We start from the raw sequence: 11254 nt of genomic DNA on the forward strand, positions 1-11254 counted from the left end.
CCTGGCAGCGAAGCGGAGCGAGCGGTGTCCGGCGGGAGCGACGGTCGTGCCCCCGACGGACCCGGGAAAGCCGGATCTTGATCTTCGGTTATCGCTCGTTCTGCTGCCAAACGATGCCGTGGCCGCTGGCCTCGACGAGGCGGCCGACGTCGTCGCGGCGGACCGACGAGAGGGTGACCGCGTAGCCGTCGCGGAGCAGGACCACCGCGCGCCCGCGGTCGTCGGTCGCCAGCTCGCGGATCTGTGACCAGGGGATTCGCTTGGTGCCGAGCAGGCCGCGGACCCGTAGGCCGCTGGCGTCGGCGTCTGTTCCTGACCGAAGAACCCAGACAAAAACCGCGATCGGGATGAGCAGCAGGGGTACGAAGATCCAGCGCACGTTGGAGCCGTCGTCCGTCAGCGCGTTGTCGCCGGGGATGCTGGGGCCGAACGCGATCGGGAGTACGCCGACGAAAGCGATGAACGCGGCGATCAAGATCGACTGATGCGGACGGAAACGTACCCTGTTCATGTCGGCCATCCTCCCACCTTCCCTTCGGACCTTTTCTGTCGGTGGTCGAGGGCATACTCCTCGCCATGACCGTCCTCCTCGCGATCGGCACGAGCAAGGGCCTGTTCCTGGCGACCAGCGGCAACAGGGTCGACTGGGAGGTCAGCGGGCCGCACTTTCCGATGACGTCGATCTACGCGGTCGGCATCGACCGCCGGCGGGCCACGCCCCGGCTGCTGGCCGGGGTCGACAGCTCGCATTTCGGGCCGAGCGTCTCGACCAGCGACGACCTGGGCAAGACCTGGTCCGAGCCCGACGAGGCCCCCGTCGCCTTCCCGGCCGGCACCGACACGTCGCTGGTCCGGGTCTGGCAGTTGGCGCCGGGCCCGGCGAGCGAGCCCGACGTGGTCTACGCGGGCACGCAGCCCTCGGCGCTGTTCCGCTCCGACGACGGCGGGCGCACGTTCTCCCTGGTCCGCGCCCTATGGGACCACCCGCACCGGCCCGACTGGGGCGCCGGCTTCGGCGGCCAGGCGATCCACACGATCCTGCCCCATCCGTCCGACCCGGCGCGGGTGCTGGTCGCGATGTCGACGGGCGGCGTCTACCGCACCGACGACGGCGGCGCGACCTGGTCGCCCGGCAATGCGGGCATCCGGGCGGGCTTCTTCCCCGACCCGTTCCCCGAGTTCGGCCAGTGCGTGCACAAGGTGGCCCGCGACGCCGGCGACCCGACCCGCTTCTACGCCCAGAACCACGGCGGCGTCTACCGCTCCGACGACGAGGGCGCGACCTGGTCGTCGATCGCGGAGGGCCTACCGAGCGACTTCGGCTTCCCGATCGTCGCCCACCCGGAGCGGCCGTCGACGATCTGGACCTTCCCGCTGGCGGCCGACAGCGAGCGCTTCCCGCCCGACCACCGCTGCCGGGTCTTCCGCTCGACCGACGCGGGTTCGACGTGGGAGGCACTGTCAGCGGGCCTACCGACGGCGCCGTTCTATCCGACGGTCCTACGCGACGCGATGTGCGTGGATGATGCGACTCCGGCGGGGGTCTATTTCGGGACCCGGTCGGGTGCGGTCTGGTCGAGCCCAGACGAGGGCGAGTCGTGGGTGCCGGTGGCGGCGCATCTGCCGGATGTGCTGTCCGTGCGGGCGGTCGAGCTATGACGACCGGCGCGGCGGGCCTCGCGATTGGGCTGTCGGTGCGGGCGGCGGAGCGGTGAGCGGCGAGGCGGTGACGATTCTGCTGCCTGGGGTGTTGCGGGCGGAGGCGTCCGGGCAGAGTCGGTTGACGGTTTCGGCCGCGGGGTCGCTACGGGCGGTGCTCGACGCCGTGGCGGCGGAGTGGCCGCGGCTGGAGCGGCGGCTGCGCGACGAGCGGGGCGACCTGCGCCGCTACGTCAACATCTACGTCGACGGTGACGACTGCCGGCGGTCCGGCGGCCTGGACACCCCGGTCCCGGCGGGCGCCGAGATCCAGGTGCTGCCGTCGGTCGCCGGGGGCTAGTTGGCTTCGTTTCGTGGTTCCTGAAGGGGGTGAGCGGCGCGGACCTGTCATTGGTGTGGTGTGCGGCGGTCGTGCCCACGACGGGCCGTCCCTGTCCGTGCGCGATTCCTGCGCGGCGCCACCGGCCCCTGGGGTGACGATGGGTGCATGGAACTCGTGACCGAACTGATCCCCCGCATCGTCGTGGCGGACGGGCCCAAGGCCGTGGCGTTCTACGAGCGCGCCCTCGGGGCGACCGAGGGCGAGCGGCACACGGACGACGCCGGCCGGATCGTTCATACCGAGCTCACCGTCGGCAGTTCGCGGATCCACCTCAAGGACGAAGGCGACGGCGACCCGGCGCCGACGTCGCTGGGTGGGACGCCAGTGCTCTTCCACCTCGGCGTCACCGACGCTGACGCGGCCGCGCGGGCCTTGGTGGAGGCCGGGGCGACGGTTGTTTTTCCGGTCGCGGAAAGGGGGTACGGGTCGAAGGACGGACGGCTCGCCGATCCGTTCGGGCACCTGTGGATCGTGTCGGAGCCGGTTGTCGAGGGCTAGGTCGGGTTCTGCGGATCGGCGGGCCTGGGCCTGCCCGGCACTGCCTAGGGACGCCTTTGCCGCGGGTGGCTCGGGCGTTAGGCCGGCGCTGCCCAGGTTTGGCGGGCGAGGCGGCGGCCCGGCCCCGCGCGGCGGCACCGCCCGGCCTTGCCCCGCGGCGGCCTTGCCTGCGGCGGCCTTGCCCTGCGGCGGCCTTGCCTGCGGCGGCCTTGCCCTGCGGCGGCCTTGCCCTGCGGCGGCCCCGCCCGGCCTTGCCTGGCCCGGCGGCGGCCCGCGGCGCCGGCTCCGATCCGGCGCCCAGCCTGGTGGCGGAACCGCCCGGCCACGGCGCGGCTCCGTTGATGCATGCGCACCGACTTGTCAGACAGCCCCGCTAGGCTGTGCCGGGTGACCGGGCATCCATCGTTCCGCCGCCGCCTCAAAGGTGGTGCCGTCATGGCCGCGTTGTTGTTCGCGGTGGGTGGTTGCGCCTTCGGCCAGCCCGAGCCCGACGCCGCCGGCAAGCCGCCCAACCTGCCCACGCCCTCCGCCGACCCGTCCAGTGCCAGTGGCGGCGGGCTCGAGCAGTCCGTGGCCGTCTCCGTGATCGCCAAGGGCCTCGAGGTGCCGTGGGGCATCGCGTTCCTGCCCGACGGCGGGGCGCTCGTCACCGAGCGCGACACCTCGCGGATCCTCAAGGTCGGTCCCGATTCCGACACCAATGGCCTGCGGGTCAGCACCGTAGCGACGCTCGACGGGGTCGACGCCCAGGGCGAGGGCGGGCTGCTCGGCATCGCGGTGTCACCCAAGTACGAGTCGGACAAATCCGTTTTCGTCTACTACTCCACCACCGAGGACAACCGCGTCGGCAAGATGGTGCTCGGGCAGGCCCCGCAGCCCATCGTCACCGGCATCCCGCTCTCCGGCATCCACAACGGCGGGCGCATCGAGTTCGGGCCCGACGGCTTCCTCTACGTCACCACCGGCGACGCGTCCGAGCGCGGCCTCGCCCAGGACAAGGCCAGCCTCGGCGGCAAGATCCTGCGGATGACCCCCGACGGCAAGCCCGCCCCCGGCAACCCGTTCCCCAACTCGCTCGTCTACTCGATGGGCCACCGCAACGTGCAGGGCATCGCCTGGGACGCCGGCAAGCGGCTGTGGGCCACCGAGTTCGGCCAGAGCACGTGGGACGAGATCAACCAGATCCAACCCGGCAAGAACTACGGCTGGCCGACCGTCGAGGGCAAGGCCGAGGGCGCCAACCAGGGCAAGTTCGTCGATCCGCTGGTCACCTGGCCCACCAGCGAATCGTCGTGCTCGGGCGCCGCGATCGTCGAGCGCGTACTCGTCGCCGCCTGCCTGCGCGGCGAGCGACTATGGGCGATGGAGTTGACCGACTCCGGCACGATCCTCGGCGCGCCACGATCATTACTGCAGGGTGAGTACGGTCGACTACGCACCGCGGTCGTCGCCCCCGACGGCTCGGTCTGGGTCAGCACCTCCAACAAGGACGGGCGCGGCGACCCCAAGCCGGACGACGACCGCATCCTGCGCCTCGTGTTCTCCGGCGGCGGCGCGGGAAAGAGTTGACCACGACGGCGGCGGGTAATGATTGATCCCGTGACCGACGACGGCGAGACGAAGCCGCGGCGGCTGACCAGGGTACGGTCGGCCGTCCGGCGAGTCCCGTGGTCCCGGCTCACCCGCCGCGCCGGCGTCTCCTCCGCGATCCTCGGCGTCGCCGTGATCGGCGTCGTCGTCGGCGTGCTCCTCGGCGCCCGCGCGCAGACCGACATCGGCCCGTTCCAGGCGGAGATGTCCGTACGCCCCGCGACCAGCGGCGAGACCGAGGTCCTCATCCCGCCGCTCGGCGCGCTGCACATCGACAGCCACGACGGGCCGTTGCGGCTGACGGTCCAGCTCGGCGCCCTCGACCAGGGCCGCACCCAGGCGCTGATCAGCGACCCGTCCGGCATCACCCGGGCCAGCCAGACCGTGGTCGACGACCTCCAGGAGGGCATCCTGCGCCTGGGCTTCCGTACCGTCTCGGTCTCGGTCCTCGGCGCCGTCATCATCGGCCTGCTCGTCTTCCGCAGCACCCGCCGCGCGGCCTGGTGCGGCGGCGTCGCGCTGGCGGTCACCGTCGGTAGCCTCGGCCTGGCCGCCGGCACGCTGCGGCCCGATTCGATCGAACAGCCGCGGTACGAGGGCCTGCTCGTCAACGCCCCCGCGATCGTCGGTGACGCGCGGCGGATCGCCCAGGACTACGGCAAGTACGCCGAGCAGCTCAAGACCATCGTCGCCAACGTCAGCCGGATCTACACGACGGTCAACAAGCTGCCGATCTACGACCAGATCGACGGCGGCATCCGCGTCCTGCACGTTTCCGACCTGCACCTGAACCCGTCGGCCTGGCCGACGATCCGCACGGTCGTCGACCAGTTCGACATCGACGCCGTGATCGACACGGGCGACATCACCGACTGGGGCTCCGAGCCGGAGGCGACGTACGTCGGATCGATCTCCCTGCTCGGCGTCCCGTACGTCTATATCCGCGGCAACCACGACTCGGCCGTGACCGCGGGTGCGGTCGGCCGCCAGCGCGGCGCCGTCGTCCTGGAGAACCAGGTCGTCGACGTGGCCGGCCTGCGCATCGCGGGCATCGGCGACCCCCGCTTCACCCCCGACAAGGAGACCTCCCCGTCAGGCTCCGGGCGCTCGCGCCAGGTCATCGAGCAGGTCTACAACGCGGGCGCGCAACTCGCGGCGACGATCCGGGCGAGCGGCAAGCCGGCTAACCTCTGCCTGGTCCACGATCCGGAGTCGGCGCCCGCGCTCAACGGCGTGTGTCCCACGATCCTCTCCGGCCACCTGCACCACCGCGAGGTCCGCACGCTACCGAAGCTGCCGGGCATCACGACCCCGAGCCGCGTACTGGTCCAGGGTTCGACAGGCGGCGCGGGCCTGCGCGGCCTGGAGGGTGAGCAGCCGACGCCGCTGCAGATGTCGGTGCTCTACTTCGACGACACCAAGACCCTGCAGGCGTACGACGACATCCAGCTCGGCGGCACGGGCCAGGCCCAGGTAACGCTGAACCGCACGGTGATCGACAGGCCGCAGCCGGGCAAACCCATCACGCCGAGTCCGCCGCCAACCCGAACCCCAACCCCCACGCCGACGGGTACGACGGCCCCACCGGGCGACTGACCGACCACGGGCGGCGGTCGATGGCCGCCGCCCGTCCGAGAGTTGCTTAACCGGTCAGGCTGCGCGGTAGCCCGGCATCGGGAAACCCGCCAGCAGATCCTGCACCTCGCCGGCGATGCGGTCGATCGTCGCCTCGTCGTCCTTGAGCGCGGCCGTGACCGCCTCGTCCATCCAGGCCGCGACCTGGGGCATGTGCTGCTCCGTCAGGCCGCGCGTGGTCAGCGCCGCCGTGCCCAGGCGGATGCCGGACGGGTCGAACGGCTTCCGAACGTCGTACGGCACCGTGTTGTAGTTCAGCTCGATGCCCGCCCGGTCGAGCGCCTGCGCGGCCGGCTTGCCGGCGATGCCCTTGCCGGTCAAATCAGCCAGGATCAGGTGGTTGTCGGTGCCGCCGGAGATCAGCGTGAAGCCGCGCTCCGTCATGGCCGCCGCGAGCGCCGCCGCGTTGGCGACGATCTGGTGCGCGTACCGGCCGAACTCCTCGGTCGACGCCTCCCGCAGCGCCACCGCGATCGCCGCGGTCGTGTGGTTGTGCGGGCCACCCTGCAGGCCCGGGAAGACGGCCTTGTCGATCGCCGACGCGTGCGCGGCGGTCGTCATGATCATGGCGCCGCGCGGGCCGCGGAGGGTCTTGTGCGTCGTCGTCGTGATCACGTCGGCGTGGCCCACCGGCGACGGGTGCGCGCCGCCCGCGATCAGGCCGGCGATGTGGGCGATGTCGGCGACCAGGACGGCGCCGACCTCGCGGGCGATCTCCGCGAAACCCGGGAAATCGATGGTCCGGGGTACGGCGGTGCCGCCACAGAAGATCACCTTGGGCCGTTCCGCCCGCGCCAGGTCGCGTACCTCGTCGAGGTCGATCCGGCCGCTTTCCCGGTTCACCGCGTAGCGCACCGGGTTGAACCACTTGCCGGTCGCCGACACCGACCAGCCGTGCGTGAGGTGGCCGCCCATCGGCAGCGACATCCCCATCACTGTGTCGCCCGGCTGCAGGAACGCCAGGTAGACGGCGAGGTTGGCGGGGGAGCCCGAGTACGGCTGGACGTTGGCGTGCTCCACGCCGAACAGGCTCTTCGCCCGCTCGATCGCCAGCGTCTCGATCGGGTCGATGAGCTGCTGGCCCTCGTAGTAGCGCTTGCCGGCGTAGCCCTCGCTGTACTTGTTGGTCAGCACCGTGGAGCTGGCCTCGAGCACCGCCTCGGACACGTAGTTCTCGGATGCGATCATCCGCAGCTTGTCGTGCTGGCGGGTCGCCTCCGCCTCGACGAGGGTGGCGAGCTCGGGGTCTTCGGCGGTCAGGTGGGGGATCGGTGGCACGTGCACGGCGTCTCCTGAGGCATCTGACGAACACCACACCCAGGCGCGCGGTGCGGCGTTGCCTGCGATCGCTCCCCGGTGGTCAGTTCCACCTCGCTGCGCCAGTCGCGAGTACCCCGAAATGCTAGCCGAGCCGCCGGTCGTCGTGGGTGACGGCGCGAAGCCATCGAAGACTGCTGAAGCAACCGGTTAAGTGGTCGCGCTCCCATTCGGGCCTGGACGAACGCCGTTGCGCGCATGAGAGCGCTCTTGACCATTGGCGAAACCCGTGTTTCAGTGTCTCTACTTATCCGGTTAAGTGATCTAGCTTACAGCCCGCGTCGGAGGTTCCCAGCAGCAAGGAGGACGGCAATGCACAGGCGGTCGAGGTGGCTGGTGGCGGGCGTGCTCGCGCTCACCTTGGGAGTAGCCGGGTGCACCGGCGGAGACGACGGCGCCGCGACGTCGGGCGCCGGCGGGCTGCCCGGGCCGGCCGGCGGCGGGGGCGGGGCCTACCCGCGCAACGAGACGCTCTACACCAGTGGCACCCAGTGGGGACCGCCGAACAGCTGGAACCCCATCATTCCCGGGTACGCGATGGGAACGGTGGGACTCGCGTACGAGACGCTGTTCCTCTTCGACCCCGAGAAGACCGAGATCACCCCCTGGCTGGCGGAGAAGGGGGAGTGGGCCGACAAGACCTACACGCTGACGCTGCGCGAGGGCATCACCTGGGGCGACGGCAAGCCGCTGACCGCGGACGACGTGAAATACACGGCCGAGCTCGGCAAGATCAAAGCCGTTCCGTACAGCAATCTCTGGACCTGGCTCTCCGCCGTCGACGTCGTCGACCCGCGCACCGTGAAGTTCACCTTCTCCGACCCGCGGATCCAGGAGTGGGAGAACTGGCTCTACGAGAACGCGATCGTGCCCAAGCACATCTGGGAGTCGCGCTCCGAGGCCGACATCACGACGACCGCCAACGACAAGCCCGTCGGCACGGGACCGTACGAGTACCTGACGCATGACCAGGACCGCATGGTGTGGAAGAAGAAGGCGGACTGGTGGGCGACCAAGGCGCTCAACCTGGACGTCAAGCCGAACTACATCGTGGACATCGTCAACTCCAGCAACGAGGTCGCGCTCGGCCTGCTGCTGCAGGGAAACATGGACCTGTCCAACAACTTCCTGCCCGGGATCGCCAACCTGGTCAAGGGAAACTTCAACATCAAGACCTACTACCCCGATCCGCCCTACATGCTTTCCGCCAACACCGCGATGCTGATTCCCAACACCACCAAGGCGCCGATGAACGACGTCGCGTTCCGGCGGGCGCTGGCCAGTTCGATCGACACGAAGAAGATCGTGGAAGGCGTGTACGGCAACATCGTCCGCGCCGCCAACCCGACGGGCCTGCTGCCGGTCTGGGACCAGTTCGTCGACCAGTCCGTGGTGAGCCAGAACGGGTTCGCCTTCGACACCGCCAAGGCGAAGAAGGCGCTCGCGGACGCCGGCTACAAGGACACGAACCGCGACGGTTTCGTGGAGGGCAAGGACGGTAAAGCGGTCAAGCTGTCGCTGATCGTGCCGGCCGGGTGGACCGACTGGATGGAGGCCGCGCGGGTGATCAGCGCCGGCGCGCAGGCCGCCGGGATCAACGTCGTGCCCGAGTTCCCCGACGCCGGTGCGCTCGACGACGCCCGCACCGCCGGCACGTTCGATCTGCTGATCAACAACTGGGCGGGACTGTCGAACACGCCGTGGCACTACTTCAACTACGTGTTCCAGCTGCCGATCCAGGCTCAGCAGTTCAGCGCCAACTTCGCGCGGTACGAGAGCAAGCCGGCCTGGGAGCTGGTGCAGAAGCTGGCCCGCACCCCGCAGGACGCGCCCGAGTTCAAGGCGACGATGGCCGAGCTGGAGCGCATCCACCTCACCGAGCTGCCGATGATTCCGCTCTGGTACAACGGGCTCTGGTCCCAGTACAACACAACACATTGGACCAACTGGCCGTCGTCGGCCGCTGACACTCCCAAGGACCTGCCGACCACCTGGAACAACCTGTGGGAGATGGGCAGCATCAAGATGCTGACCCAGCTGAAGCCGGCCGCCGGATGAGCCGGTACTTCGGCCGCAAGCTCGGGATCTACGCGCTCACCTTCGTCGTCGCGGTCACCCTCAACTGGATCATCCCCCGGTTCATGCCGGGGGACCCGGTCCTGCGCATGCTGACCCGCACCTCGGTCTCGAACCCCGAGGCGATCGCGCCGATGCGGACGTACTACGAGAGCGTCTTCGGTCTCGATGTTCCATTGTGGAGGCAGTACCTGAACTACTGGGTCGAGCTGTTCCAGGGCAACCTCGGCGTCAGCGTGTGGCTGTTCCCGGCGCCGGTGGCCGACGTCATCGTCCGGGCGGTGCCCTACACGCTGGCGCTGCTGCTGCCGTCGATCCTGTTGAGCTGGTGGGCCGGCAACAAGGTCGGCGCGTTGGCGGCCCGCCGCAAGTGGCTCGACAACACGGCGCTGCCGGTGTCCTACGCGCTGACCGCCACGCCGTACATGTGGCTGGGCATCCTGCTCGCCTGGGGCCTCGGCATCGTGGCCGGTGTGTTCCCGGTCGCCGGCGGCTACAGCTTCGAGCTGCGCCCGCAATGGTCGTGGACGTTCGTCGGAAGCCTTGCCCAGCACTGGTTCCTGCCGTTCCTGTCGCTGTTCATGGTGGCGTTCGGCGGGTGGGCCATCGGCATGCGAAACCTGATCATCTACGAGTTGGAAGCCGACTACGCGAGCTATCTGGCGGCGCTCGGTGCGCCGCGCCGGCTGATCCGCCGCTACGCGTTCCGCAACGCGTTGCTGCCGCAGTTAACCGGTTTAGCGCTGCAACTCGGCGTGCTGGTGTCCGGCGCGCTGGTCACGGAGATCGTCTTCGCCTATCCGGGGCTCGGCCACCTGATCCTGCAGGCCATCCAGAACCAGGACTTCTTCCTGCTGCAGGGGATCTTCCTGTTCATCGTGATCGGCGTGCTGGCCGCCAATTTCCTGATCGACATCGTGTACGTCCTGGTCGACCCGCGCACCAGGACCGGCATGCAGGGAGCGACGTGAGCGGACAACTCGGCGGACGCCGGTCAGGTGCCGCCGGCCGGAGGGAGGCGGCGGCATGACCGACACCGAGCACGTGGTGGAGGCGCCGGGGGTGCCCGCGCTCGCTGAACCGGTTGCGCCCCTGGTGGGCAAGCGGCGCGAGGCGTTGCACTTCGCGCTGCGCAACCGGAAGGTCGTCGGCGGGGCGGTGGTGATCCTGGCCTTCCTGCTGTTGGGTCTGATCGCGCCGCTCTTCACCGACCACGGCCCGAACGAGTACGTGGGCCCGCCGGCCGCGCCGCCGTCGGCCGACTACTGGTTCGGCACGACCACATTCGGGCAGGACGTGTTCCTCCAGTTCGCCAACGGGATCCGCGCGACGTTCGTGGTCGGCGTGCTCGGCGGCGTGCTCGCCGGCCTGATCGGCATGACCATCGGCTTCGTGGCCGGCTACCGGGGTGGGCTGGTCGACGAGCTGCTCAACATGCTGACCAACATCGTCCTGGTGCTGCCGGCGCTGGCCGTCCTGATCATCCTGCACGCGTACGTCGGCATCACGTCCGTGCCGATGCAGGCGCTGTTCATCGGGCTGTTCTCCTGGCCGTGGGTGGCGCGGGCCGTCCGGGCGCAGACGTTCTCGCTCCGGTCGCGGGAGTTCGTCGACCTGGCCCGGTTGAGCGGCATGCGCCCCATCGCGGTGATCCGCCGGGAGATCGCGCCGAACATGAGCTCCTACCTGTTCATGACGTTCATTCTGCTCTTCGGCGGCGCGGTGCTGATGGCGGCGACGCTGGACTTCATCGGCCTCGGCCCGACCGACGTGGTCTCGCTCGGCCTGATGATGAACAGCGCCGTGCACTGGAGCGCGCTCCATCTAGGACTGTGGTGGTGGTTCGTGCCGCCCGGCGCGGCGATCACCGCGATCGTCGGGGCGCTCTACGTGATGAACGTCGGGCTCGACGAGGTCTTCAACCCCAAGCTGCGGGAGATGTGAGGTGACACTCCAGGTCGACGACCTCCGGGTCCACTACCGCACGCTCCGGGGCGACGTCCGGGCCCTCGACGGTGTCTCGTTCTCGGTCGCCGACGGCGAGATCATGGGCGTCGTCGGCGAGTCGGGCTGCGGCAAGTCCACATTGGGCAAGAG

Annotated in this window: 11 protein-coding genes and 1 riboswitch; of the genes, 9 read left to right on the forward strand and 2 right to left on the reverse strand. The window is 69.8% G+C overall.

The genetic code is table 11. The features are described 5' to 3' along the window. Positions 1 to 88: 88 nt before the first annotated feature. The gene (locus tag Asi02nite_RS04480; protein WP_308440142.1) at positions 89 to 511 is read right to left on the reverse strand and encodes a PH domain-containing protein; all 423 of its coding nucleotides are present in this window, start codon (positions 509 to 511) and stop codon (positions 89 to 91) included. A 65-nt stretch (positions 512 to 576) separates the two neighbouring features. Here Asi02nite_RS04480 and Asi02nite_RS04485 point away from each other — a divergent pair, with 65 nt between their 5' ends. The 5 genes from Asi02nite_RS04485 to Asi02nite_RS04505 all read left to right on the forward strand — a co-directional run bounded on the left by Asi02nite_RS04485 (position 577) and on the right by Asi02nite_RS04505 (position 5725). After that, a complete protein-coding gene (locus Asi02nite_RS04485) occupies positions 577 to 1659 on the forward strand; it encodes a WD40/YVTN/BNR-like repeat-containing protein (RefSeq protein WP_203710836.1) in 1083 nt (360 codons plus the stop codon). 67 nt (positions 1660 to 1726) lie between these two features. After that, positions 1727 to 1999, forward strand: a complete 273-nt coding sequence (locus Asi02nite_RS04490) for a MoaD/ThiS family protein (RefSeq protein ID WP_239126463.1) — start codon at positions 1727 to 1729, stop codon at positions 1997 to 1999. Positions 2000 to 2146: 147 nt separating this feature from the next. Continuing rightward, positions 2147 to 2539, forward strand: a complete 393-nt coding sequence (locus Asi02nite_RS04495) for a VOC family protein (RefSeq protein ID WP_203710838.1) — start codon at positions 2147 to 2149, stop codon at positions 2537 to 2539. A gap of 345 nt (positions 2540 to 2884) precedes the next feature. Beyond that, positions 2885 to 4108 (forward strand): PQQ-dependent sugar dehydrogenase, encoded by a 1224-nt coding sequence (locus tag Asi02nite_RS04500; protein WP_203710839.1) that lies wholly within the window; start codon positions 2885 to 2887, stop codon positions 4106 to 4108. A gap of 18 nt (positions 4109 to 4126) precedes the next feature. Beyond that, positions 4127 to 5725 carry a metallophosphoesterase family protein gene (locus tag Asi02nite_RS04505; RefSeq protein ID WP_203710840.1) on the forward strand — a complete coding sequence of 533 codons (1599 nt, stop codon included), beginning with the start codon at positions 4127 to 4129 and terminating at the stop codon, positions 5723 to 5725. A 54-nt stretch (positions 5726 to 5779) separates the two neighbouring features. On the opposite strand, the gene glyA is transcribed toward Asi02nite_RS04505, so the two are convergent. Continuing rightward, positions 5780 to 7048 carry a serine hydroxymethyltransferase gene (gene glyA, locus Asi02nite_RS04510; protein ID WP_275410269.1) on the reverse strand — a complete coding sequence of 423 codons (1269 nt, stop codon included), beginning with the start codon at positions 7046 to 7048 and terminating at the stop codon, positions 5780 to 5782. A 24-nt stretch (positions 7049 to 7072) separates the two neighbouring features. After that, positions 7073 to 7161, reverse strand: a riboswitch (ZMP/ZTP riboswitch). Between the two features lie 232 nt (positions 7162 to 7393). Between glyA and Asi02nite_RS04515 the strand changes: the two genes are divergently transcribed. The 4 genes from Asi02nite_RS04515 to Asi02nite_RS04530 all read left to right on the forward strand — a co-directional run. After that, positions 7394 to 9139, forward strand: coding sequence for an ABC transporter substrate-binding protein (locus Asi02nite_RS04515; RefSeq protein WP_203710841.1), 1746 nt, complete (start codon positions 7394 to 7396; stop codon positions 9137 to 9139). Continuing rightward, the gene (locus Asi02nite_RS04520; protein WP_203710842.1) at positions 9136 to 10128 is read left to right on the forward strand and encodes an ABC transporter permease; all 993 of its coding nucleotides are present in this window, start codon (positions 9136 to 9138) and stop codon (positions 10126 to 10128) included. Before Asi02nite_RS04515 ends, Asi02nite_RS04520 begins: the two co-directional genes overlap by 4 nt. Before the next feature lie 55 nt (positions 10129 to 10183). Beyond that, positions 10184 to 11101, forward strand: a complete 918-nt coding sequence (locus Asi02nite_RS04525; RefSeq protein ID WP_203710843.1) for an ABC transporter permease — start codon at positions 10184 to 10186, stop codon at positions 11099 to 11101. 1 nt (position 11102) lies between these two features. Further along, a partial coding sequence (locus tag Asi02nite_RS04530) for an ATP-binding cassette domain-containing protein (protein ID WP_203710860.1) occupies positions 11103 to 11254 on the forward strand: 152 nt, incomplete at its 3' end.

The sequence above is a fragment of the Asanoa siamensis genome (assembly GCF_016862555.1).
Lineage (GTDB): Bacteria > Actinomycetota > Actinomycetes > Mycobacteriales > Micromonosporaceae > Asanoa > Asanoa siamensis.

What these genes read in the sequence shown, in the direction of transcription:
- Asi02nite_RS04480 (WP_308440142.1), bottom strand. Translation starts at nt 511, where the DNA reads ATGAACAGGGTACGTTTCCGTCCGCATCAGTCGATCTTGATCGCCGCG.
- Asi02nite_RS04485 (WP_203710836.1), top strand. Translation starts at nt 577, where the DNA reads ATGACCGTCCTCCTCGCGATCGGCACGAGCAAGGGCCTGTTCCTGGCG.
- Asi02nite_RS04495 (WP_203710838.1), top strand. Translation starts at nt 2,147, where the DNA reads ATGGAACTCGTGACCGAACTGATCCCCCGCATCGTCGTGGCGGACGGG.
- Asi02nite_RS04500 (WP_203710839.1), top strand. Translation starts at nt 2,885, where the DNA reads ATGCGCACCGACTTGTCAGACAGCCCCGCTAGGCTGTGCCGGGTGACC.
- Asi02nite_RS04505 (WP_203710840.1), top strand. Translation starts at nt 4,127, where the DNA reads ATGATTGATCCCGTGACCGACGACGGCGAGACGAAGCCGCGGCGGCTG.
- Asi02nite_RS04515 (WP_203710841.1), top strand. Translation starts at nt 7,394, where the DNA reads ATGCACAGGCGGTCGAGGTGGCTGGTGGCGGGCGTGCTCGCGCTCACC.
- Asi02nite_RS04520 (WP_203710842.1), top strand. Translation starts at nt 9,136, where the DNA reads ATGAGCCGGTACTTCGGCCGCAAGCTCGGGATCTACGCGCTCACCTTC.
- Asi02nite_RS04525 (WP_203710843.1), top strand. Translation starts at nt 10,184, where the DNA reads ATGACCGACACCGAGCACGTGGTGGAGGCGCCGGGGGTGCCCGCGCTC.